The sequence below is a fragment of the Kribbella sandramycini genome, from assembly GCF_013131805.1.
GTDB classification, from domain to species: domain Bacteria; phylum Actinomycetota; class Actinomycetes; order Propionibacteriales; family Kribbellaceae; genus Kribbella; species Kribbella sandramycini.
In genome coordinates, this window is the sequence record NZ_JABJRC010000002.1 from 316590 (window position 1) to 340139 (window position 23550).

Sequence of the window (23550 nt, forward strand, 5' to 3'; positions counted from 1 at the left end):
TCAGCTACTGTGCCTGCCCCGGCGGCGGAGTACGAGCGCTGCACCGGCCGCCAGCAGCAGTCCGCCGGCCGCGAGTAACGCACCGCCGAGTACGCCGAGCGGGCCGCCGTTCGCCGGGCTGGAGTCGCCGGTGAGGCCGGCGTCCACCGCAGTCGGTACGCCGGTGGTCGGCACGTCCGTCGTCGGTGCGCCCGTTGATGGCACGTCCGTGGTCGGTCGCTGGGTGCTCGGCGCGACCGGTGTACTTGTGGTGCCGGACGGCGACGGCGTACTCGGCTGATCGGTCGGCGGCGTGCTGGGTGGAGGCGTGCTAGGCGGTGTGCTGGGTGGAGTGGTCGGGGGAGTCGTGGGCGGTGTGGTCGGGGGAGTGGTCGGCGGTGGCGTGGTCGGAGGTGTGGTGGTGGGCGGTTTCGTCGTCGGAGGGGTCGTGGGTGGCGTGGTCGGCGGCGTACAGCCCTCGACCCAGAACACCTTGTGCTTGGTGTCCGCGCCGATCGAGCCCTGGGCGTGCACGGTGATCTTCACGTGGTAACCCTGCTGCGGATGCGGCTGACCGGTGAACTTCAACGTATACGTGATCTTGGCGTCCAGATCGTTGCCGCCGCCGGCCGGATCGCCGCCGATGAACGGCGTCGTGTCCCCGGACACGACCTGCAGCCCGCCGTCCGCGGTCGGGGCCTGGTCGGCGAACAGCACGCTCGCCTGCAGGTCGCCCTGGTCGTAGTTGTAGAACTCGACGACGAACGTGCAGCCCTGATGCGGGTTGTTGTTCGGCGGCCCGCTCTGGACGTCCACGCCTTCGATCTTGATCGTGCCGTTGTTCCCCGGCGGGTCGGCGTGCGGGCCGACGGCAACCATCGGCGCCGCGGCGGCCGGCGCGGTCACGGCGGCCGCCCCGGCCAGTAACGCCAACGCCCCGGCAACGGCTACCGCGCTCTCCGTGCGCGCCCGAAGATTCTGCTGTCCGAACACCTCGTCCCCCCTCGCTGCGGATCGGTGATCTCAGCAGCAGTATGCGCGCTTCGTTGCCAAGGTCAACAACTCGCTGTAACAATTCGGGGGTCGGTCGACCGATTCGATCGCTCTACGTGGCGACTTAGGTGCCCTGACCGACGACCGCGAGTGCCTCGCGGGCGATCTGCCATTCCTCGTTGGTGGGGACGACGAGGACGGCGACGGGGCTGTCGTCGGGGGAGATGCGGGTGGCGCCGGCGCGGTTGCGGGTTTCGTCGAGGGTGATGCCGAGGCGGTCGAGGCCGGTGAGGGCGGCAGCTCGGAGGTCGGGGGAGTGCTCGCCGACGCCTGCGGTGAAGACGACGGCGTCGACCGTGCCGAGGACGGCGTAGTAGGCGCCGATGTATTTGCGGAGGCGGTGGCAGTAGACGTCGAAGGCGAGGGTGGCGCCGGGGTCGCCGTCCGCGCGCAGGCGCAGCACTTCGCGGAAGTCGTTGGCGCCGGCCAGGCCTTTGAGGCCGGAGGCCTTGTTGAGCTGCCGGTCCACCTCGTCGACGGTGCGGCCGAGCTCGCGGGCGAGGTAGGCCGGGACGGCGGGATCGAGGTCGCCGGAGCGGGTGCCCATCACGAGACCCTCGAGCGGGGTCAAACCCATCGAGGTCTCGACCGACCGGCCGCCGCGGACGGCGGCGGCCGAGCAGCCGTTGCCGAGATGCAGGACGATCACGTTGACGTCGGCGACTGCTCGGTCCAGGAGCCGGGCCGCCTCCTGGGAGACGAACGCGTGTGAGGTGCCGTGGAAGCCGTAGCGGCGGACGCCGTGGTCGTCGCGCCAGGCCAGCGGGACAGCGTAGGTGTAGGCGGCCTCGGGCAGCGTCTGGTGGAAGGCGGTGTCGAAGACGGCGACCTGCGGGAGGTTGGGGAACAGCCGCCGGGCGACCTCGATCCCCTCCAGGTTGGCCGGGTTGTGGAGGGGAGCGAGCGGGACGAGATCGGTCACCGCGGCGATCACGTCGTCGTCGATCAGCGTCGGCGCGCCGAACCGGGCGCCGCCGTGCACGACCCGATGGCCGACGGCCGTCAAGTCGATACCGTCGAGGGCCGGGCCGTGCTCCGCGAAGGCATCCAGCGCCGCCTGCAGCGCCGCCTCGTGGTCGGCGATCGCGCGCTCGGACTCCGCGTCGCCATCCGGCCCGTGGTGGACATGCCGGCTCTGGCTCTCGCCGATCCGCTCGACCAGGCCGGACGCCGCGGCCTCCCCGCTCCGCCCGTCGACCAGGCTGTACTTGAGCGAGGACGAACCCGCGTTGATCACCAGCACGTGGTCACTCACTACGGGCTCCCTGCTCGGCCTGGACGGCGGTGATCGCGACCGTGTTGACGATGTCGCGGACGGTCGCGCCGCGGGACAGATCGTTGACGGGTTTGCGCAGTCCCTGCAGCACCGGGCCGACCGCGACGGCGTTCGCGGACCGCTGGACCGCCTTGTAGGTGTTGTTCCCGGTGTTCAGATCGGGGAAGACGAACACGGTCGCGCGCCCGGCGACGGGGGAGCCGGGCAGCTTGGTCCGGGCGACGGCGGCATCGATCGCCGCGTCGTACTGGATCGGGCCCTCGACGAGCAGTTCGGGCGCGCGGTCGCGGACGATACTCGTGGCCTTCAGCACCTTCTCGACCTCCTCGCCGGACCCCGACGTCCCGGTCGAGTAGGACAGCATCGCGACCCGCGGCTCGATGCCGAAGGCAACGGCGGTCGCGGCCGAGGAGAGCGCGATGTCGGCGAGCTGCTCGGCGGTCGGATCCGGGTTGACGGCACAGTCGCCGTACACGAGCACCTGGTTCTGCAGGCACATGAAGAACACCGAGGAGACCACCGAGACGCCGGGCACGGTCTTGACCACCTCGAGGGCCGGCCGGATGGTGTGCGCGGTGGTGTGCACGGCGCCGGAGACCATGCCGTCGGCGAGGCCGAGCTGGACCATCATCGTGCCGAAGTACGACACGTCGCGGACCAGCTCGCGGGCGCGCTCGAGATCCACCCCGCGGTGCGCGCGCAGCCGCTGCAGCTCGACGGCCAGCTCCGCGCCGAGCGGATCGTGCTCGGGGTCGATCAGCCGGGCCGCCGTCACATCGACGCCGAGCGCCGCGGCCTTCGCGCCGATGGCGACCGGGTTGCCGAGCAGGGTGAGGTCGGCGACGCCGCGGCGCAGCAGCGTGTCGGCCGCGCGCAGGATCCGCTCCTCCTCGCCCTCGGGCAGCACGATGTGCTTGCGGTGGGCAACCGCTTCGTCGATCAGCTGATGCTCGAACATCAACGGCGTCACCGCGCTGCTGCGGACCACCTCGAGCTGGTCGAGCAGAGCGGTGCTGTCGACGTTGCGCTCGAACAACGTCAGCGCGGCCTCGATCTTGCGCGGCGACCCCTTCGCCAGCCGGCCCCGGACGGCGGTCAGCGCCGCCGAGGTCGCCTGGGTGTCGAGCCCGGTGTCGATGATCGGCAGCGTCGCGCCGAGCCCGTCGATCAGCCGCTGGACCTGGGCCGGCAGCTCGAACCCGCCGTTCAGGAACACCGCCGAGATCTGCGGGAAGTTCAGCGAGGCATGGGCCATCAGGACGCCGAGCACCACCTCCGGCCGATCGCCGGCCGTCACCACCGCGGCGCCGTCCGACAACCGGTCGAGCACGTTCGGCATCGTCATCCCGGCCACGACCAGCCCGGTCACCTCCCGGCTCAGCAACGCCGGCTCACCGCTGAGCAGCCGCCCCGCCACCGCGGGCATCAGATCGGCCACCGTCGGCTGCGACAGCACCGGCTCCTCCGGCAAGGCGAACGCCGGTACGCCGACCCCGGCCAGCGCGCCAACCGCTTCGGACAGCTCGCCGGTGACCCGGTTCGCGACGACCGCCGCCAGCGTCCCGTGGTGCACCCGCAACTCACCCGCCGCCAGCTCCGCGATCGCCCGCAGATCACCCGGACCGCGCCGGAAACCGTTCAGCACGAGCAGCACCGGCGTCCCCAGATTCGCCGCGATCTTCGCGTTGAACGAGAACTCCGTCGGCGTCCCCACATCGGTGTAGTCACTACCGACCACGAGCACCGCATCGGCCCGCTCGGCGACCTCGTGGAACCGCTGGACGATCACCCCGAGCGCGGCCTCCGGATCGGCGTGCACCTGCTCGTACGAGACCCCCACGCACTCCTCGTACGTCAGCTCCACCGCGTCGTGCGCGGTCAGCAACTCCAGCACGTAGTCCCGTTCGGCCCCCGGCCGCACGATCGGCCGGAACACCGCGACCCGCTCCGCCCGCCGCGACAACTGCTGCAGGACCCCGAGAGCCACCGTCGACTTCCCGGTCGCCCCTTCCACCGACGCGACGTACACGCTGTTCGCCATAACTGCACCCTATCCGCGCGCGAGCAGACGTCAGGGCTCGATCAGGCCGGCGCGGATGGCGTAGCGGGTGAGCTCCGTGCGGTCGCGCATGCCGAGTTTCTGCAGGATGTTGGCGCGGTGCCGCTCGACGGTCTTGACACTGATCGTGAGCAGCTGGGCGATCTCCTTGGAGGCGTGGCCCTCGGCAATCAGTTTGACCACCTCGTCCTCGCGGTCGGTGAGCACCTGGCCGGGGACGCGGTCGCCGCGCCGGACCCGGTCGAGGTAGTCGCGGACCAGGGTGCTCATCACACCGGGGTAGAGGAAGGACTCGCCGCGGCCGGCCGCACGGCAGGCGTCGACCAGGTCGCGATCGGCGACGGACTTGAGGACGTAACCGCAGGCCCCGGCCTTGAGCGCCGCGAAGAAGTACTGCTCGTTGTCGTACATCGACAGCATCAGGATCGGCGGCGGCTCCCGGCGCCGGGACAGCTCGCGCGCGACCTGCAGACCGGTCATCCGCGGCATCGCGACATCCAGGACGGCGAGATCGATCTCGGTCTCCTTGACCGCGGCCAGCGCCTCGGCGCCGTCGCCGGCTTCGGCCACGACCTGGAGGTCGGGCTCGCTGTCGAGGATGAGGCGGACGCCGCGGCGGACCAGCGCGTGATCATCGGCCAGCAGGATGCGGATCATCGGGCTGCCTCGCAGGGGACTTCGAGGCGGACCGCCGTACCGCCCAGCTCGCTCGCGCCGACGGTCAGCTCGGCGCCGATCAGCAGCGCGCGCTCCCGCATCCCGCGAATCCCGGTGCTCTCGGCCGCGCCGCGCAGCCCGCGACCGTCGTCGTCCACGGTCAGGAGCACGACCGGGCCCTGGCGGTTCAGCGCGAGGCGGACGGTCCTGGCGTCGGAGTGGCGGGCGACGTTCGTCAGCGCCTCCTGGGCGACCCGGTAGATGACGAGGTCGCGCTCGGAGCCGAGATCCGGCAGACCGGGCGAGGTGACGCGCCGGACCCGCAGACCGTGGGCCGAGAACTCGGTCGCGAGGGCGGCGAGCGCGCTGTGCAGGCCCAGATCCTCCAGGACGCCGGGGCGTAGCCGCCGAGCCACCCCGCGGACTTCGTCCAGCGTCGCGCGGGCCGTGTCCTGGACGTCGCGCAGATCCGCCTGCGCCTCTGCGGGCACCCGCGCCGACAGCTGCTTGAGCCCGAGCAGGACGGCGGTCAGGCCCTGGCCGATCTCGTCGTGCAGCTCCCGCGCGATCCGCTGCCGTTCGGCCTCCTGCGCGGCCAGCGCCTTGGCGTTACTGGTACTGCGCTCGGTCTCCAGCCGTTCGAGCATCGCGTTGAAACCGCGCAACAGCTGCCCGACCGCGCTGCTGCCGGCGACCGTCAGCCGCTGGCCGGGCCGCTGGAGATCGACGGTGTCCATCAGCCGGATCAGCCGATCGAGCGGCGCGAGGCTGGTGCGCAGCAGGATCGAGTTCAGGACGACGATGCCGATCAGCCCGAACGTCAGGACGACGAGCTCCGACACCAGCACGGTCGCCGAGACCGTCACCGGGGCCAGCGCGAGCGCGACCGTCCCGGCCACGAACACGAGGCCGTTGATCAGGCAGACCCGCCAGTACAAGGGCATTCCGCTTCCCGTGTGCACCACTCCAGACTCCATCAGCGGCTCCTGAGCTGTCCATGCGACCGGCCGGAAGTGGGTGGCGGCACGGATGTCGCACGCGGCGGCGCGCCGCAAGACTGGTGGTAGAGCGAACAGGAGCGATCATGACGAATCTCGCAGCGACCGTGTTCGATCCGCCCGGGGCGCATCCGTGGGCGGTCCTGATGATCCTGCTGCTGCTCGGCGCCGTCGCGGCCGCCGAGCCGCGCGTCGCCGGGAGCGACCGGCAGGTCGTCGTCCTGCGCGCCGGGCGGCCGCGACGCGTGGTCAGCTCGGGGCCGGTCCTCCGGCTGCCGCTGATCGAGCGCTACCTGTGGTTGCCGACGGCACCGACCCGGCAGCACTTCTTCGTGGCCGGCCGGACGGCGGACGGCGCCGAACTCCGCCTCGCCGGCGAGGTCGACGTCCAGGTCGTCGATCCGTGGCAGGCCGCGACCGCCGCGGCGGACCCGGTGCAACTGGCCGTCGACGAGGTCGAGCGGGCGCTCGGCGAGCTGATCGCCACCAGCAGCGTTGCGGACGTCGCCGGCGCCGCGCTGGACGTCGGGTGTGCGATGCCCGGCGTCCGGATCGGGACGCCGCGGATCGGGACCGCCGAGGTCGAGCTCACCACCTGGGTGCTCCGGGCGGTCGCCGATCAGGCGAAGTAGCGCAACCACACGTACCCCCAAGCCATCGCGATACTGAAGGCCGTGACGACGATGCCGTACCGGGTGAACTGCCAGAAGGTGATGTGGTGCCCGCTGCGGGTGGCGATGCCGAGGGCAACCACATTGGCGCTCGCGGCCACCGCCGTCCCGTTACCGCCGAAGTCCGCGCCGAGCGCGAAGGCCCACCACAGCGCCTGGCCGGTCTTCGGGTCGGGCGCCTCCTGGACGACGCCTTCGACGACCGGCGTCATCGTGGCGACGTACGGGATGTTGTCGAAGAACGCGCCGAGGACGCCGGAGCCGAACAGCAGCGCGGTCGCCGCCAGCAGGTACCGGTCGCCGATCGCCGCCACGGCCCAGTCGCCGATGGACTCGATCAGCCCGGTGTGGGTCAGCCCGGAGACCATCACGAACAAGCCCATGAAGAAGACCAGCGTCGGCCACTCCACCTCGCGCAGGACGTCGGAGACCTCGACCCGCGCGACCAGCACCATCACGCCGGCGCCGATCAGGGCCACCAGGGACGGCTCGATGTGCAGCACCGAATGCAGGGAGAACCCGGCGATCATCACCGCCAGGACGGCCAGACAGCGCACCAGCAGCCGCGGATCCCGGATCGCGCGCCGTTCCTGCAGCGCGAGGACGGCGGCGACGTTCTCGGGGTTGTAGCGCAGGCTCTTGCGGAACAGGAGCCGCGACATCACGACGAACACCGCGAACACGATCACCACGATCGGCGCCATGTGCACCAGGAAGTCGTTGAAGGTCAGCCCCGCCCGGCTGCCGATGATGATGTTCGGCGGATCGCCGATCAGCGTGGCCGCGCCGCCGATGTTCGACGCGAGCACCTCGGCGATCAGGTACGGCTGCGGCGCGATCTTGAGCCGTTCGCAGACCACGATCGTCACCGGGGCGACGAGCATGATCGTGGTGACGTTGTCCAGGAACGGCGAGGCGACGGCGGTCAGCGCCATCAGCAGCACCATCAGCCGGTACGGACGGCCTTCGGACCGTTTGGCCGCCCAGATCCCCAGGTAGTCGAACAGGCCGGTCTGCTTGACGACGCCGATCACGATCATCATCCCGAGCAGCAGGAAGATGACGTTCCAGTCGATCCCCTCATGTTCGGAGAAGAACACCTCGGTCCCGGGCGCGAGGCCGAGGACGAGCATCGCGGCGGCGCCGATCAGGACGACCTTGACCTTGTTCGCCTTCTCGGTGGCGATGAAGAAGAACGCCACCGCGAAGATGCCCAGCGCGACGAACTGCCTCACACGGCACCCGGCGGATCGCCGAGACCCGCGACCGCCAGGCTGGTCAGCAGCCGGTCCAGGGTGATCACGCCGGTCAGCGCCAGGTCGGCGTCGACCACCGCGACCAATGGGCTCCGGGCTCGCGCCATCAGCGCGGCGACCTCGAGCAGCGTCGCGTCCGCCGTCACCACCAGCGGCCGGGCGACCGGGCGCGGCAGGCAGTCGCCGACCGTCATCCCGCCGAGCTGGCGCCAGAAGACGTCCGCCGACGGCTCGTCGACGGCGCGGACCAGCATCGGGTCCTCCTGGAACGCGACCGGGATGCTCAGTTTCAGCACCTGCGAGCCGGGCAGCACGGCCAGCGGCCGGCCGCCGTCATCGACGACGACCAGCCCCGGCATCCGTCCGACGGCCATCAGCTGTACGGCCCGGACGACCGGGTCGAACATCGTCACCGTCGGCAGCCCGGCCGCTATGTCCGCGGCGCGCAACGACCGACTCCGTCCAGCCACTCGAAGAACTCCGGCACCAGACACCTCGACCTCCTGACCACCTCCGCCGCAGCGGCTGACGTGCGTTTCAGTCTGGTTCGGCCGGGCTCGCCGAACCATGGAGTCCGGACCCCATTTCCGGCAGTCGTTTGATGCCAGCGCTGGTTTGAATTCCGGGGTCCGGAAAACACCCCGAAAGGTGCGGGAAATCCTGCGCAGCAAGGCATTCCGGTCGGTCCGGTCGCGGTTGTACGGTCACTCGATGACGCCAAGCAGCCCGATCGACGAGCTTTCCGAGCGCTTTCTCGAGGCCCATGCCGAGCTGTCGCCCGCGACGGCGACGATCATGGGGATGCAGGGGTACGACGACCGGCTTCCGGACCGGTCGCCGGACGGATTCGCGGCCCTGATCGACCTGCACCGGCGGACGATCGCCGAGGCGAAGGCCGTCGAGGTGTCGTCGTTCCGGGAGGAGACGGCCAAGGACGCGCTGCTGGAGCGGATCGAGCTGACCGCCGAGCGCCTGGACGCCGGCGTCCCGCAGTACGAGCTGAACGGAATCTCCTGCGTCCCGGTCGAGCTGCGGCTGGTCTTCGACCTGATGCCGACCGCGACCGATGACGACTGGGAGAACGTCGGCAGCCGGCTCGGCCAGGTCGGCGCAACCCTCGACGGCTACCGCGAGACGCTGCTCCAGCAGGCCGCGGCCGGCCGGATCTCCGCGGCCCGGCAGATCCAGGTGCTGGCCGACCGGATCGCCGAGTGGACCGGCGCCGACGGCAACGACTATTTCCGCGGCCTGACCGCGAATGCGCCCGACTCACCCGTCAAGACGCGGGTGGACGCGGCCGCGATCGAGGCGAGTAAGGCGTTCGGGCAGTTCGGCCAGTGGCTGACCACCGACCTGCTGCCGCAGGCGCCCGACCGGGACGCGGTCGGCCGCGAGGTCTACCAGCTCGCCTCCCGCGACCACATCGGCGCGACCCTCGATCTGGAGGAGGCCTACGCCTGGGGCTGGCAGGAGCTGGCCCGGATCGAAGGCGAGATGCAGACCATCGCCGCCGCGCTGAACGACGGCGACCGGAGCATCCCGGCGCTGGCCGCCGTCCTGGACGCGGACCCGGCCCGCAAGATCCACGGCAAGGAGGCCTTCCGCGACTGGATGCAGGAGCTCGCGGACGGCGCCGTCCGCGAGCTGGGCGGGAAGCACTTCGACATCCCGGACGAGATCGCCCGGATCGAGTGCAAGATCGCGGCGACGTCCGAGGGCGTCATCTACTACACGCCGCCGAGCGAGGACCTGACCACGCGGCCGGGCCAGATGTGGTGGGCCGTGCCGGCCGGGATCGAGGACTTCGCCACCTGGCGCGAGGTCACCACCGTCTACCACGAAGGCGTCCCCGGCCATCACCTCCAGGTCGGCCAGACGATGCTGCGCGCCGACCTGCTGAACCGCTGGCAGCGCGTCGGCTGCTGGGTCTCCGGGCACGGCGAGGGCTGGGGCCTGTACGCCGAACGTCTCATGGAGGAGCTCGGCTACCTGGACGAGCCCGGTGCCCGCTTCGGCATGCTGGACGCGCAGGGCTTCCGCTCGGCCCGGGTGATCGTCGACATCGGGATGCATCTGGAGCTGGAGATCCCGAAGGACAACCCGTTCGGCTGGCGGCCGGGGGAGCGCTGGAACGCCGACCTCGGGTTCGAGTTCCTCCGCGCCCACTCGCGGATGGAGACCGCCTTCTTGAAGGCCGAGCTGAACCGCTACCTCGGCTGGCCGGGCCAGGCGCCGTCGTACAAGATCGGCGAGCGGATCTGGCTGCAGGCCCGCGCCGAGGCCGAACAGCGCCAGGGCGCCGACTTCGACCTGCGCGCCTTCCACCGCGACGCCCTCAACCTCGGCTCGCTCGGCCTCGACCCTCTCCGCCGGGCGCTCGCCCGGGTCTGAGCAGCGCCGCCACCCGGGTCCCGATCCGGTGCCCGGTCCGGTACGCCGTCACGTCGAGGCGCCGGGCCGGGACGCCGGACAGCGCCAGGTCGCCGATCAGGTCGAGGAGCTTGTGCCGGGCCGGCTCGTCGGGGTAGCGCGGTTCGTTGCCATAGCCACCGGTCTCGGCGTCCAGCAGGACGACGGCGCCGAGATCGAGGCCCTGGCCGAGGCCACGGGCCTGCAGGGCCGCGACCTCGTGGGTGAGCGCGATGGTCCGGGCCGGGGCGACCTGGGTGACGTAGTCCGTGGGGAGCGAGCAGGTGAAGGTCTGGGCGTTGAAGGTGTACGACCAGCGGCCGGTGCCGGGAGTGACGCGGATCCAGGCGTCGCCGTCTTCGAGGAACAGTTCCCGGGGCGCCGGGTGGTCTGTCGGCTCGAGTTGGTGCTTGCTGGTCAAGCCTGTCACGAAGCCGGCGGCGCTGCCGTCGAGTGCGGGTAGCTCCGGTGCGGACAGTTCGACCTCCGCGTCGGTGATCTCCAGGCCGGCGAACGCGCTCATCAGGTGCTCGACCGTGGCGATGCCGCCGAGTGTGGTGCTCCGGTCGGTGCTGGTGACGGCGTCCGGGGTCGCTGGGATCCGTGTGCCGTTGTAGCGAAACGCGATGCCGTCGGTGCCGGGATGGATGACGACGCGGACCGGGCGGCCCGAGTGCAGGCCGCGGCCGTTGAGGCGAACGGCGTCCGCCACGGTCTGTCTCATGCGTCGCGGACCAGCCGGGGGAGCCGGGCGGCGATCCGCAGTCCCTCGGCCAGCGGCCGGGCGGGTGTGCCGTAGTACACCTGGGCTGTTGGCAGGTCGCGAACGGTCGAGGTGTTCGCGGCGAGCGTCGCGCCTGCGGCGATCTGCACGTGGTCGCCGACGCCGCTCTGACCGCCCATGGTCACCCGTTCGCCGAGGACGGCGCTGCCGCCGACCGCGGACTGGCCGCAGATCACCGTCTGCGCGCCGATCCGGGCGTTGTGCCCGATCTGCACCTGGTTGTCGAGTTTGACGCCGTCCCCGATGACGGTTGCCCCGGCCGTGGCGCGGTCGATCGCCGTACCTGCGCCGATCTCGACGTCGTCCCCGATCACGACCCGGCCGACCTGCTCGACCTTGCGCTGCACCTGCCCATCCCAGCGGAAGCCGAAGCCGTCCGCGCCGATGACGGCGCCGGCGTGCAGGATGCAGCGGGCGCCGACCACGACGTCCGGATAGAGGGTGACGTGTGGATGGATGACGGTGCCGGGGCCGACCACGCAGTCCGCGCCGATGTAGACGTGGGCGAGGAGCTTGGCCCCGGCGCCGATCCGGACGCCGGGCTCGATCACGACGTACGGCCCGATCGACGCTGTGGGGTGAATGTCGGCGTCCGGGGCGACGATGGCGGCCGGGTGGACGCCGGCGGGCGCGCGGAGCGGCCGTCGGCACATGGCGAGGAAGGTCTCGAATGCCAGCCGTGGGTCTGCCGCCACCAGATGCGGCCGATCGGTCGTGGTCCCGGTCGGGACGATCACGGCGCCCGCGCCGTGCGCCTCGACGATGCGCAGGTACTTCGCGTCCCCGGCGAAGGTGAGCCCGTCGGGGTCGTCCGAATCGGCCGGCACCGGGTGGCGGACGACGTACTCGGGCGCACTACCCACCGACACCTCGAGCAGCTCGGCCAACTCGGCCAGCGTCCACCCCGTCACTCCGCCGCACCGCGGGCGAACGGCGCGATCCCGCGCGCCGACTCGGCCTGGAGGAACTCCGCCAACTCCTGCACCAACACATGCTCGCCACTGACCTCGCCCCCGGTGCGCAACTGCCCGAACGCGGCCCGCAGCGCCCGGATGTCCGCATCCGTCACCTCCGACCGCCGCAACCCGACGACGTTCAGCGCCCGATGCGTCGCCGGATTCCCGTCGACCGAACTGAACGGCAACACATCCCGCGTCACCTTCGCCAGCGCCCCGACCATCGCCCGAGCCCCGATCCGCACCCGCTGATGCACCGCCGCCATCCCACCCACGACAGCCCCGTCACCCACACTCACATGCCCCCCGAGCGCCGCCTGCTGCGTGATCACCACCCCATCACCCACCTGACAGTCATGCCCCAAATGCGTCTGCCCCATGATCAAACACCCCGCCCCGATCCGCGTCGGCCGCTCCACATCCGTCGACCGATGCACGATCGCCCCCTCCCGGATCGCCGTCCCCGCCCCCACCTCCACCAACGTCCGCCCACCCCGAAACCCCAGATCCTGCGGCGCACCCCCCACCACCGCATGCGCATCCACCCAAACCCCGGCCCCCAGCCGCACACCCCCATGCACCACCGCATAAGCCCCCACCACCACATCCCCCGCCAACTCCGCCCCACCGTCCACCACCGCCGTCGGATGTATCACCACCATCCCGCGATGCTGCCACCCCAAAGGGTCGTTACCTCACGATCGTACTAAAAAATGAAGAAGCCGGTGGCGGCGGTGGGGGTGATGCCGAGGAGGAGGTAGAAGGAGAGGGGGGAGCGGCGGAAGATGGCGAGGATGCCGGCGGTGGTGAGGAGGCCGATGACGCCGGACATGAGCCAGAGGCCGACGCCGCGGGCGAAGTCGTCGGCGGCGATGCCGATGCTGTAGACGGCGAGGGTGACGGCGGGGACGCTGCCGACGTGGAAGAGGATGGCGGAGGCGACCCAGCGCTGGACGGTTTCGACGTTCATCGGGCGGGGGGTGCGGCGACGCCGGAGGGTGGGTTGGGTCATCGGAACTCCTCTTGCTTAGTGTACTAATTGTTAGTCTACAGAAGATTGGTACACTCAGCACATGGCCGAGACCGAGATCACGCTGCCTGCGAACCCGTTGGCGCTGGAGCATCAGGTGTGTTTTGCGCTGGCGGTGGCGGCGCGGACGGTGATTGCGCTCTATCGGCCGGTGCTGGAGCCGATGGGGCTGACGCATCCGCAGTACCTGGTGATGCTGGCGCTCTGGGAGCATGAGCCGGTGTCGGTGAAGGAGCTCTCCGGTCTGCTGCAGCTCGAGCCGGCCACGTTGTCGCCGTTGCTCAAACGCCTTGAGGCGGCGGGGTTGCTGGAGCGTAACCGCTCGGCGACCGATGAGCGCTCGCTGGCTGTTGCGCTCACTCCGGCGGGGCGCAAGTTGCGGGAGCAGGCGCTGGAGGTGCCGCCGGCGATCGTCGAGCGGCTGGGGATGGACGTCGATGAACTGATGGACATTCAAGCCCGGTTGACCAAGGTCATCGCGGCGGCGACGCGCTGACGGTCAGCCGCGGCGGGTCCATTGTTCGAGTACGACGAGGGTCTTGGTGCTCGCGATGGCCTGGGTGGAGCGCAGTGAGCTGACGACGCGGCGGAGGTCCTCGACGCCTTCGACCTGGATGCGGACCAGGGCGTCGGGGTCGCCGGCCAGGGTGAGGACTTCCTTCACCTCGGGGATCTGGGCGACGAATTCCATGATCTGAGCCAGGTCGAGGTCGTCGGCGAAGTGCAGCTCGGTCATCGCCTCGATACCGGTCGCGATCCGGCCGTGGTTGATCTGGACCGTGTAGCGCTCGATGACGCCGAGTTTCTCCAGCCGGGCGATCCGGCGCTGGACGGGCGCGACGGTGAGGCCGACCGTGGTCGCGATCTCGCGCAGCGGGCGGCGCGCGTTCTCCTGCAGCAGGTCGAGGATGGCGCGGTCGGTGGCGTCCAGTGTCGCGGGTTCGGGCACGCAACAGAATGTACCTCGGGCAGTGAGTTCGTTGCGCCCCGGGCAGCCATGACGTCGTGAGAGTTGCGGATCGTCGCCAAACTCGACGGCGTCTCTTGTGATCCGGCCCACCCGGGCCGCAGGCTCGTCGGAACTGCCGCGCGGACCCCTGGAGAGCCGATGACCGCCATCGCCCCCGCCGAGATCACCGTCGATCGGCTGACCCCGCCGCCGTACGACCTCGACGACCGCTTCCGGGCGTCCGGGCCCTCGACGCTGCTGACCGGCGTCCAGGCGATCGCGCGGCTGCTCGTCGAGCATCGCGCGCTGGACCGGCGCCGCGGTCTGCGGACGGCGACCTTCGTCTCCGGCTACCAGGGCAGCCCGCTCGGCGGCCTCGACAAACTGCTCGCCGACCTGCAGAGCGTGATGGACGCGAACGACGTCCGGTTCGTCCCCGGTCTCAACGAGGAGCTCGCCGCGACGTCGGTCTGGGGCAGCCAGATCGAGCTCCCGCGCGGCAGCGGCACCCACGACGGCATCACCGGCTTCTGGTACGGCAAGGGCCCCGGCGTCGACCGCGCGACCGACGCGCTCCGCCACGCCAACATGTACGGCGTCAACCCGCGCGGCGGCGCCGTGCTCCTGGTCGGCGACGACCCGGCGTCGAAGTCGTCGACCGTCCCCGCGGTCAGCGAGCGGTCGCTCGCCGCACTCGGCATCCCGGTCCTGTTCCCGCGGAACGCGGCCGAGATCGTCACGCTCGGCCTGCACGCGATCGAGATGTCCCGGACGACGGGCTGCGTCGTCGCGCTCAAGATCGTCGCGGATGTGGCCGACGGCGCCTGGGCGGTCGGCCCCGAGACCGTGCTGCCGATCGTCCCGGCGATCGAGTGGAACGGTAAGCCGTACACCTACCAACAGCGCCCGATGGTCCTGCGCCCCGACGCGATCGTCGGCGCCGAGGCGGACCTGGTCGGCCCGCGCACCGAGCTCGTCCGCGCGTACGCCGTCGCCAACGGCCTCGATGTCGTCGACGTCGACCCGCCGCACGCCACCGTCGGTTTCGTCGCCTCCGGCAGCTGCTACGACTCGATGCGCCAGGCGATGACCGACCTCGGCGTCACCGAGACCGCGCTCGCCCAGGCCGGCGTCCGGGTGCTGCGGCTCGGCCTGATGAGTCCGGTCTCCCACGGCGCCATCGAGTCCTTCGCCGCCGGCCTCGACCGGATCGTCGTCGTCGAGGACAAGACCTCGTTCGTCGAGACCCAGATCCGCGACATCCTCTACGGGACGCCGAACGCCCCGCAGATCCTGGGCAAACGTGACACCACCGGCCGCGCGCTGATCCCCGCCGACGGCGAGCTGACCTCGGGCCGGTTGCTGGCCCCGATGCGGCACGTGCTGACCGGCCTGGTCGCGATCACGCCGCCGGCCGCGAAGCGCACGCCGCTGCCGATGCTCTCGAGCAGCCGCTCGGCGTACTTCTGCAGCGGCTGCCCGCACAACCGCTCGACCGCGCTGCCCGAGGGCTCGATGGGCGGCGGCGGGATCGGCTGCCACGCGATGGTCACGATCTCCGACCGCGAGGACAGCGCTGTCACCGGCGTTACCCAGATGGGCGGCGAGGGCGCGCAGTGGATCGGCCAGGCCTGGTTCACCGACGCCGGGCACATCTTCCAGAACGTCGGCGACGGCACGTTCTTCCACTCCGGCCAGCTCGCCGTCCAGGCGTGTATCGCCGCCGGGGTGAACATCACCTACAAGGTGCTCTACAACGACGTCGTCGCGATGACCGGCGCCCAGGACGCCGAAGGCGCGCTGACCGTTCCGCAACTGACCCGCAAGCTGCACACCGAGGGCGTCAAGAAGATCGTCGTCTGCGCGGACGAGCCGAGCCGGCACCGCCGCCGCGACCTCGCCCCCGGCACTCTGCTCTGGGATCGCGACCGCCTCGACGAAGCCCAGCGGATGCTGCGCGACGTCCCCGGCGTCACCGTCCTGATCTACGACCAGCACTGTGCGGCCGATGCGCGCCGGCAGCGCAAGCGCGGCACCCTGCCCGCCCGCACCCAGCGCGTCGTGATCAACGAGGCCGTCTGCGAAGGGTGCGGCGACTGTGGTGTGAAGAGCAACTGCCTGTCCGTCCAGCCGGTCGACACCGAGTACGGGCGTAAGACGCGCATCGAGCAGACGTCGTGCAACACCGACTACAGCTGCCTGGACGGCGACTGCCCGTCGTTCGTCACCGTCGAGACCGCGCCCAAGCGCGCGAAAGCCAAGGCCAAGCCCAAGAAGAAGGGCTTCCCGACTCCGCCGCCGGTCGTGCCGAGCCGCGCCGAAGAGCGCGTCGTCGGCACCCAGAACGTCTTCCTGGCCGGGATCGGCGGCACGGGCATCGTCACGGTCAACCAGGTGCTGGCCACCGCCGCGCTCCGGGCCGGGTACGCCGCCGAGTCGCTGGACCAGACCGGGTTGAGCCAGAAGGCCGGCCCGGTCACCGGCCACCTGCGGTTCGCCGAGGGCGCGCTGGAGCCGGCCAACCGGCTTACGCCCGGCTCGGCCGACTGCCTGCTCGGCTTCGACCTGCTGACCCTCGCCGAGGACCGTAACCTTGCCTACGGCAACAGTGCGGCGACCCGCGTGGTCGTCTCGACCAGCCGGACGGCCACCGGTGCGATGGTCTACGACCCGGCCGTCCAGCACCCCGACGAGGCGGGCCTGCTGGCGCGCGTCCGGACCGCAGGCGCCGAGGTCTTCGACTTCGACGCGCTGGAGGCCGCGGGCCGGCTCTTCGGCAACACGATCGCCGCGAACTTCCTCCTGGTCGGCGCCGCCTACCAGACCGGCGCGCTGCGGCTGCCCGCCGCCGCCATCGAGGAGGCCATCACGATCAACGGGACGGCGGTCGCCGCGAATATCGCCGCCTTCCGCTGGGGCCGCGTGGCCGTCACCGACCCCACGGCCTTCCGCGCAGCCGGTACGACGTCCGCCCGGCCGATCGTCCGCGACGTACCGGCCTCGGTCGCGGCCGCCGGTCTCGAAGGCGAGCTCCTGCGCCTGGTCAGCCGCCGCGCGACGGACCTGGTCGGCTATCAGGGCGTGAAGCTCGCCGACGCGTATGTCGACGCGGTCGCCAAGATCGCCGCCGCCGAGCGGGCCGTCACGACGGAGACCCGCTTCAGCGAGGCCGTCGCCCGGAACCTGTTCAAATTGACCGCCTACAAGGACGAGTACGAGGTCGCCCGGCTGCTCACCGACCCGGAGTTCCTCGCTTCGACGGGGGAGTCCTTCCCCGACGGCGTGATCTCGTTCAAGCTGCACCCGCCGGTGCTGCGCGCGATGGGCCGGGAGAAGAAGCTCTCCTTCGGGCCGAAATCGCACGGCGCGCTGCGCATCTTGGCCCGCCTCAAGCCGCTCCGCGGCACCCGCGCGGACCTCTTCGGCTACGCCCACCTTCGCAAGGTGGAGCGCGCGCTGCGCGACCACTACCGGGCGCTGGTCGGCACTTTGGCCGCCGAGCTGACCGCGGCGTCGTACGAGCGCGCCGTCCAGCTCGCGGAACTGCCCGACCTGGTCCGCGGCTACGAAACCGTCAAGCTGCGCAACATCGACCGCTACACCGACGCCCTGCAGGAGCTCGGCGTCGAGCCGCCGGCTGCCGGTTGAGACAACTTATCCGTCCACTGATGCATCTTTGTCAGTAGAAGTTGCACAGATCGAGTAGTTTCGTCGTTGGCGCCCGGACGAGCGGGTAGCCGCGTGGACGGGTGGGTACGGGGTACGGATGTTGATCGCAGGGCGGTACCGGCTGGGCGAGTCGCTCGGCCGTGGCGGAATGGGAGAGGTGCACCGGGCCACCGACGAGGCCCTGGGCCGGGTGGTCGCAGTGAAGACGATGCTGCGCTCCGGAACGGACGCATCGGCGGCCGAGCGGTTCCGCCGCGAGGCGCAGGCGGCCGCGCGGCTGAGCGATCCGCACATCGTCGCGGTCTACGACTTCGGGCAGCACGACGACGCCTGGTACCTGGTGATGGAGCTGGTCGAGGGCCGCTCGGTCTCCGCCGAGCTGGCCGACAGCGGCCCGATGCCCTGGGAGCGCGCGATCCGGATCGTCCGGCAGGCCGCGTTCGGGCTCGCGGCCGCGCACGCGCAGGACGTCGTCCATCGCGACATCAAGCCGAGCAACCTGCTGACTGCGGCCGACGGGCGGATCAAGGTCGCGGACTTCGGGATCGCGCAGGTCCCGGGCGCGGAGACGCATGAGCTGACGGTCACCGGCCAGGTGCTGGGCAGCCCCTACTACCTGTCGCCGGAGCGGGCGCAAGGCCGGCCGGCTGGCCCGGCAGCCGACGTCTACGCGCTGGGCTGTGTGCTCTACGAGCTGGTCACCGGGCGGCCGCCGTTCACCGGCGAGCACCCGACCGCCGTCCTCTACCAGCACGTGGACGCCGAGCCGGTGCCGCCAAGCCAGCTGCGCTCCGAGCCGGCGTCGCCGTTCGAGAGTCTGCTGCTGCAGATGCTTGCGAAGGACCCGGAGGCGCGGCCGACCGCGGAGCAGCTCGCCACTGGTCGCTGGACGACGACTGTTCCGGTTGCCAGCCGGCCAACCGAGCCGCTGACCCCAGCTCCGGTCGTCGTACCGAAGAAGAAGCAGCCGCGGGCGAGTACGACGTGGTTGATCGCCGCGGCCAGCGTGCTGCTGATCGCGGCTGCCGCGACGGCCGCCGTCCTGCTGCCGAAGAACGACGACGTCCCACCGACGGTCGACATCGGCCCGCGGCCCAGCTCCAACGTCAGCACGCCGATCGCCCCGGATCCGACCGAGACGTCGCAGCCGACCCAGCCGACGCAGGGCCCAACCAGCACCCCGACGCCGACGCCGACCCCCACGCCAACACCGACCCCCACACCCACCCCGACGCCGACTCCCACGCCGACGCCGACCCCCACTCCCTCGCGGACGCCGACGGCGAGCCCGACGCCGACCCCCACACCGACGCCGACCCCGACCGCGTCGGAGACCCCGACGCCGACCGATACCCCAACGCCTTAAGACAAACGCCGAGCCTTCATCGTCCCGTCCTGGTAGTGGACCTCCTGACCGTCGATCACCTTGACGCTGTCATGCGCGGCCTGGGTCAGGATCTCCCAGCGGCCGTCGTCGAGGCCGACGTCCGCGACGACCTCGGCCGGCGTCGGGAAGTGCACGTCGGCATGCGCCTGGTGCCGGGACTTGTCGGGGAACTCCAGGTGCCCCTCGACCAGCAGGATCCCGCCGACGGCCACCGCGGCGGCGGCCTCGCGGAGGATCTCCTCCCGGGGCAGGTCGATCGTCCGAGTGCAGGAACTGGGCCGAGACCAGGTCGAACGTGCCCGCCGGGAACGTCTTGCCGAGCTCGTGGTGCTGCCAGTCGATCCGATCGGCGATCCCGGCCTCCCGGGCGTGTTCGGCCGCGCGCCCGAGGGCGATCGGCGAGACGTCGACCGCCGTCACCTGCCAGCCCTGCTGAGCCAGCCAGATCGCGTCCCCGCCCTCGCCGCTGCCGAGATCGAGCGCCCGCCCGGGGGCCAGTCCGGCCAGCTCCGCGACCAGCGCCGCGTTCGGCTTCCCGCTCCAGATCCGGGTGCTCTCGGCATAGCGCCCGTCCCAGTGCTCTTCCGCAGTCGTCATGGTCCCAGCCTCCGCGTTCGCCCCGGGTTTGACAAACTCTGTTGCTGTTTCGGCAAGGTTTTCGGTGGGACTGGCAGACCTACTGAGCTGAGCCGAAGAGTCTGCACACTGGGGCTATGGCTCATCCGTACGCACGTGAACTCGGTGACTTCCTGCGCGCCCGCCGCAGCCGGTTGCGGCCGCAGGACGTCGGGCTGGAGCCCGGCGGCCGGCGCAAGGTGACCGGGCTGCGGCGCGAGGAGCTCGCGCTGCTGGCCGGGCTGAGCACCGACTACTACCAGCGGATGGAGCAGGGCCGCGAGGTGCGCCCGTCCGACGAGGTCCTCGGCGCGATCGCCGACGCGCTAGGCCTGGACGCCGACGAACGCCGCCACCTCTTCACCCTCGCGTACGCCGCGCGCCGGCCCGCCTCCGCGCCGGTCGACCGGACACCCGAGTGGGTACCGGACAGCACCCGGCGGCTGCTCCCGGCGATGGACGTCCCGGTCGTCGTCCTCGGCCGGCACCTCGACGTCCTCGACTGGAACCCGATGGCCGAGGCGCTGTTCGGCGATCTGAACGCCTTCCCGCCCGAACGGCTGAACCTGTTGCTGCTGATGTTCGACGAGCAGCAGACCAGCGAATGGCGCTGCCCCGAGTGGGAGAGCCAGGCGCTGCAGTACATCGGCATGATGCGCACCGCCGTCGCCGCCGACCCCACCCACCCCCGCGCCACCGCGCTCGTCGGCGAGCTCTCGATCCAGAGCGCCGACTTCCGCCGCCTCTGGGCCCTCCACGACATCGCCTCGACCACCAGCGGCACCCGCACCTTCCGCACCCCTGAAGTCGGCGAGATCACCCTCGACTGGGACACCTACCCCCTCCCCGGCAACCCCGGCCCCGTCATGCTCGTCTTCACCGCCGAACCCGAAAGCCCCGATGCCGACCGCCTCCGCCTCCTCGCCTCCCTGCACGCCACCCGCACCGCCACCTGATCGGGCGAATTGCACGTTCCTGCCAGGGGCTTCGGTTCTGTCGGTGGTGTGCGGCAGAGTTGCGGGGGTCTGCCTGTTGTCGGAGGGAACGCGCTGTGAGGCTGTTGGGACGTGCGGTACCGGTGCTTGTGCTGCTGGGAGGGCTGCTGGGGGCGCCGGGCGCTCAGGCGGCGCCGCCCGAGCCGATGGTTGCCCAGGGCAAGGATTGGCAGGTGCAGGCGGTTCCCGAGGGGGCTCGGGTGACGTTGCAGCTGGCGAAGCCGCTGCCGGTTCGCGATGCGCTGCCGATCCTGGCGGCCGACGGCGTTCCGATCGGGGTGGCCCGGCAGTCGCCGGATCAGCGGGTGTTGTCGCTGCTCAGCCCCGACAAGGGATTGCTGAAGGCGAAGAAGATCGAGCTGGTGCAGCCGGGGCAGGCGAGCGCGAAGGGAGTCTCGGGCGACACGACGGATGCGGAGTGGCTGAAGGCGCCACAGGGGCCTCCGCTGGCGGTCGATCCCGGTGCGCCGGGCTCGTACGGCGTCCGCACCGCGGAGTACGACCTGGGGGAGCAGGCGGTCTACCTGCCTGGGCTGGAGCGTAAGGCCGAGGTGCTCGGCAAGGTCTACACACCGGTCGGTGCGACGGGTAAGCGGCCGTTGGTGGTCTTCCTGCACGGCCGGCACCAGGTTTGTTACGGCGGTCGTCTGGTGCTGGGGATCCGGCCCTGGCCGTGCGCCGCGGACGAGAAGCCCATCCCGAGCTACCGCGGGTACGACGGCCCGGCGAAGGCGCTCGCGAGTCACGGCTATCAGGTCGTCTCGATCAGCGCGAATGCGGTGAACGCGAACGACGCCGCGACGTACGACGCGGGCGCCCAGGCGCGGGCCGAGCTGATCCTGCACCACCTCGACCTGTGGAAGCGGTGGTCGACCACGGGCGGCGGTCCGTTCGGCCGCGCGTACGTCGGCAAGATCGATCTGACCAACATCGGCCTGATGGGGCACTCGCGCGGTGGCGAGGGCGTTGCACGCGCCGCCGCGCTGAACGCGGACCGCGGCGGGGCGTACGGCGTCCGCGCGGTCCTCCCGCTGGCGCCGACCGACTTCGCCCGAGCGACCGTGCCCGGTGTCGCGATGAGCGTCATCCTGCCGTACTGCGACGGCGACGTCTCCGACCTGCAGGGCCAGAAGTTCTTCGACGACACCCGGTACTCGGTCACCGGCGATGCCGCGCCGCTGTCGACAGTGACCGTGCTGGGCACGAACCACAACTTCTTCAACACCGAGTGGACGCCGGGGCAGTCCGAGGCGCCGTCGTCCGACGACTGGTTCGACACCGGCTCGGGTCCGTGCTCGCCGAAGTCCGCGAGCCGGTTGACCGCGGTCGAGCAGCAGGCGGTCGGGACGGCGTACATCGCCGGGTTCTTCCGGCTGCAGCTCGGTCGCGAGACGGCGCTGCTGCCGTTGCTCGACGGGACGAACAGCCACCCGAAGTCGGCGGGTAAGGCCGTCGTGCGCGTGGTGGCGCAGGCCGCGGCGGCGACGCGCCGCGATCTACAGCGGTTCGACCAGGAGCTGCCCGCGGGGGCGGTCTCCGGTGCGGCGTCGGCGCGGGTCTGCGCCGGGGCGGCCGGCCCGGATGGCTGTGTGACGACCGACGAGCCGTGGAACTCGCCGCACTGGGTGAGTGCCGCCTTCGTGCCCGAGGCGCGGACGACGGCGGTCACGAAGCTGAGCTGGACGGGGCGTAGCGGGGTGCTGAAGGTCGACGTACCGGCGGCTCAGCGCGACGTCCGCCGGTACGCCGCGCTGTCGTTCCGCGCGGCTCCGGATCCGGCCGGCGTCCCGAAGTCCGACCTGACCGTGCGGGTGGTGGACGGGCGGGGGCGGTCGGCGTCCATCGCGGTCTCGGCGGTGAGCGACGCGCTGCTGCGGCTGCCGGGCTCGCCGGGGACGGGGCTGCCCAAGAACCTGCTCCGCACGGTCCGGATCCCGACGGCCTCGTTGCAGGCGGTCGATCTGCGGGATGTCCGCTCGATCGAGCTGCGCACCGACCGGCTCGACTCCGGCGCCGTCTTCCTGTCCGACCTGAGCTTCTCGACGCCGAGCCTCGGCCGCTCGGCCCCGACCACGCTGCCCGAACTGTCGGCATCAAGCGTCCGCGGCACCGTCCAGGAAGGCGACGAGGGCACCCAGACCGTCAACGTCGCGGTCACGCTCTCCCGTCCGAGCAACCGCCCGGTGACCGTGCACGCCGAGTCGACCGGTGACACCGCGAAGACCGTCGCCGACCTCACGTTCGCCCCCGGCGAGACCCGCAAACAGCTCCCGCTGACCGTCACGGGCAACCCCCGCGACAGCTTCGACCACTTCTACGTCAGCCTCGTCCTCGCCACCCCACGGGAAGCCCAGCTCGCCAACTCCTTCGGCACCGTCAAAGTCGCCGACGACGACCCCACCCCGACGATGACGATCAACTCCGCCACCGCCTCCGAACGCGACGGCGTCCTCACCTTCCCCGCCACCCTCTCCGCCCCCAGCGACGTCTACGTCTACGCCTCCGGCACCGTCGACGACGGCACCGCCACCATCCGCCAGGACTACACCGTCCCCGGCGACCCAGGCACCGACCCGCCCAACCGCTTTGTCTTCGCCCTCTTCCAGCCCGGCCAAACCACCACTGAGCTCACCATCGCCCTCACCGACGACACGACACCGGAGCCCACCGAGACGCTCACCGTGACCCTCACCGACGCCGAACGCGCCGACATCGCCCTGCCCACGACCCTCACCGGCACCATCACCGACGACGACTAGCCGACGAGTCTGCGGACAGCGAGCCAGATATCGGCCGGCGGCAGCACC

The 23550-nt window shown here is 71.1% G+C and carries 20 protein-coding genes and 1 pseudogene; 7 read left to right on the forward strand and 14 right to left on the reverse strand.

The features are described 5' to 3' along the window. From HPO96_RS09155 to HPO96_RS09175, 5 genes are all read right to left on the reverse strand, one after another. Entirely contained in the window at window positions 1-972 is a 972-nt protein-coding gene (locus HPO96_RS09155) for a hypothetical protein (protein WP_171672915.1), read from the reverse strand. A gap of 124 nt (window positions 973-1096) precedes the next feature. After that, window positions 1097-2287 carry an acetate/propionate family kinase gene (locus tag HPO96_RS09160; protein WP_171672916.1) on the reverse strand — a complete coding sequence of 397 codons (1191 nt, stop codon included), beginning with the start codon at window positions 2285-2287 and terminating at the stop codon, window positions 1097-1099. After that, window positions 2280-4349, reverse strand: a complete 2070-nt coding sequence (gene pta, locus HPO96_RS09165; RefSeq protein WP_171672918.1) for a phosphate acetyltransferase — start codon at window positions 4347-4349, stop codon at window positions 2280-2282. The genes HPO96_RS09160 and pta overlap by 8 nt, the downstream gene beginning before the upstream one ends. A gap of 30 nt (window positions 4350-4379) precedes the next feature. Further along, on the reverse strand, window positions 4380-5024 hold the full coding sequence (locus tag HPO96_RS09170; protein WP_171672919.1) for a response regulator: 645 nt from the start codon (window positions 5022-5024) through the stop codon (window positions 4380-4382). Beyond that, window positions 5021-6001, reverse strand: a complete 981-nt coding sequence (locus tag HPO96_RS09175) for a sensor histidine kinase (RefSeq protein WP_202885769.1) — start codon at window positions 5999-6001, stop codon at window positions 5021-5023. Before HPO96_RS09175 ends, HPO96_RS09170 begins: the two co-directional genes overlap by 4 nt. A 107-nt stretch (window positions 6002-6108) precedes the next feature. On the opposite strand from HPO96_RS09175, the gene HPO96_RS09180 reads away from it, so the two are divergent. Then, window positions 6109-6654, forward strand: a complete 546-nt coding sequence (locus HPO96_RS09180; protein WP_171672921.1) for an SPFH domain-containing protein — start codon at window positions 6109-6111, stop codon at window positions 6652-6654. Here the strand turns inward: HPO96_RS09180 and HPO96_RS09185 are convergent. Further along, window positions 6642-7928: an SLC13 family permease gene (locus HPO96_RS09185; RefSeq protein WP_171672923.1), complete on the reverse strand. Its 1287-nt coding sequence runs from the start codon at window positions 7926-7928 to the stop codon at window positions 6642-6644. The genes HPO96_RS09180 and HPO96_RS09185 overlap by 13 nt on opposite strands. Then, the gene (locus HPO96_RS09190; RefSeq protein ID WP_337796564.1) at window positions 7925-8419 is read right to left on the reverse strand and encodes a CBS domain-containing protein; all 495 of its coding nucleotides are present in this window, start codon (window positions 8417-8419) and stop codon (window positions 7925-7927) included. Before HPO96_RS09190 ends, HPO96_RS09185 begins: the two co-directional genes overlap by 4 nt. Window positions 8420-8660: 241 nt before the next feature. On the opposite strand from HPO96_RS09190, the gene HPO96_RS09195 reads away from it, so the two are divergent. Continuing rightward, the gene (locus HPO96_RS09195) at window positions 8661-10340 is read left to right on the forward strand and encodes a DUF885 domain-containing protein (protein ID WP_171672924.1); all 1680 of its coding nucleotides are present in this window, start codon (window positions 8661-8663) and stop codon (window positions 10338-10340) included. Here HPO96_RS09195 and HPO96_RS09200 read toward each other — a convergent pair. From HPO96_RS09200 to HPO96_RS09215, 4 genes are read right to left on the reverse strand one after another with little or no spacing between them, the layout of a single operon-like run. Next, entirely contained in the window at window positions 10285-11082 is a 798-nt protein-coding gene (locus tag HPO96_RS09200) for a UDP-3-O-acyl-N-acetylglucosamine deacetylase (RefSeq protein ID WP_171672926.1), read from the reverse strand. The two genes, HPO96_RS09195 and HPO96_RS09200, sit on opposite strands and share 56 nt — an antisense overlap. Next, window positions 11079-12053, reverse strand: coding sequence for a UDP-3-O-(3-hydroxymyristoyl)glucosamine N-acyltransferase (gene lpxD / locus HPO96_RS09205; protein ID WP_171672927.1), 975 nt, complete (start codon window positions 12051-12053; stop codon window positions 11079-11081). The genes HPO96_RS09200 and lpxD overlap by 4 nt, the downstream gene beginning before the upstream one ends. Further along, window positions 12050-12760 carry an acyl-ACP--UDP-N-acetylglucosamine O-acyltransferase gene (locus HPO96_RS09210; RefSeq protein WP_171672928.1) on the reverse strand — a complete coding sequence of 237 codons (711 nt, stop codon included), beginning with the start codon at window positions 12758-12760 and terminating at the stop codon, window positions 12050-12052. The genes lpxD and HPO96_RS09210 overlap by 4 nt, the downstream gene beginning before the upstream one ends. A 44-nt stretch (window positions 12761-12804) precedes the next feature. Then, the gene (locus HPO96_RS09215; RefSeq protein WP_171672929.1) at window positions 12805-13110 is read right to left on the reverse strand and encodes a hypothetical protein; all 306 of its coding nucleotides are present in this window, start codon (window positions 13108-13110) and stop codon (window positions 12805-12807) included. 61 nt (window positions 13111-13171) lie between these two features. On the opposite strand from HPO96_RS09215, the gene HPO96_RS09220 reads away from it, so the two are divergent. Further along, window positions 13172-13624, forward strand: coding sequence for a MarR family winged helix-turn-helix transcriptional regulator (locus HPO96_RS09220; protein ID WP_171672930.1), 453 nt, complete (start codon window positions 13172-13174; stop codon window positions 13622-13624). 3 nt (window positions 13625-13627) lie between these two features. On the opposite strand, the gene HPO96_RS39565 is transcribed toward HPO96_RS09220, so the two are convergent. Then, complete coding sequence (locus HPO96_RS39565) at window positions 13628-14077, reverse strand: AsnC family transcriptional regulator (RefSeq protein ID WP_171672931.1); 450 nt, start codon at window positions 14075-14077, stop codon at window positions 13628-13630. Between the two features lie 159 nt (window positions 14078-14236). On the opposite strand from HPO96_RS39565, the gene HPO96_RS09230 reads away from it, so the two are divergent. Together HPO96_RS09230 and HPO96_RS09235 are read left to right on the forward strand one after the other, a co-directional pair. After that, window positions 14237-17725 carry an indolepyruvate ferredoxin oxidoreductase family protein gene (locus tag HPO96_RS09230; RefSeq protein ID WP_171672932.1) on the forward strand — a complete coding sequence of 1163 codons (3489 nt, stop codon included), beginning with the start codon at window positions 14237-14239 and terminating at the stop codon, window positions 17723-17725. A 118-nt stretch (window positions 17726-17843) separates the two neighbouring features. Beyond that, window positions 17844-19112 (forward strand): serine/threonine-protein kinase, encoded by a 1269-nt coding sequence (locus HPO96_RS09235; RefSeq protein WP_171672933.1) that lies wholly within the window; start codon window positions 17844-17846, stop codon window positions 19110-19112. Here HPO96_RS09235 and HPO96_RS39570 read toward each other — a convergent pair. Together HPO96_RS39570 and HPO96_RS39575 are read right to left on the reverse strand one after the other, a co-directional pair. Beyond that, the gene (locus HPO96_RS39570) at window positions 19109-19345 is read right to left on the reverse strand and encodes a hypothetical protein (RefSeq protein WP_337796625.1); all 237 of its coding nucleotides are present in this window, start codon (window positions 19343-19345) and stop codon (window positions 19109-19111) included. The two genes, HPO96_RS09235 and HPO96_RS39570, sit on opposite strands and share 4 nt — an antisense overlap. Window positions 19346-19457: 112 nt before the next feature. Next, window positions 19458-19730 (reverse strand): annotated as a pseudogene (locus tag HPO96_RS39575) (SAM-dependent methyltransferase); the annotation flags it as partial. Window positions 19731-19846: 116 nt separating this feature from the next. On the opposite strand from HPO96_RS39575, the gene HPO96_RS09245 reads away from it, so the two are divergent. Both HPO96_RS09245 and HPO96_RS09250 read left to right on the forward strand, forming a co-directional pair. Next, on the forward strand, window positions 19847-20704 hold the full coding sequence (locus HPO96_RS09245; RefSeq protein ID WP_171672934.1) for a helix-turn-helix transcriptional regulator: 858 nt from the start codon (window positions 19847-19849) through the stop codon (window positions 20702-20704). A gap of 95 nt (window positions 20705-20799) precedes the next feature. Next, a complete protein-coding gene (locus HPO96_RS09250; protein WP_171672935.1) occupies window positions 20800-23502 on the forward strand; it encodes a Calx-beta domain-containing protein in 2703 nt (900 codons plus the stop codon). The last annotated feature ends 48 nt before the right edge of the window (window positions 23503-23550 follow it).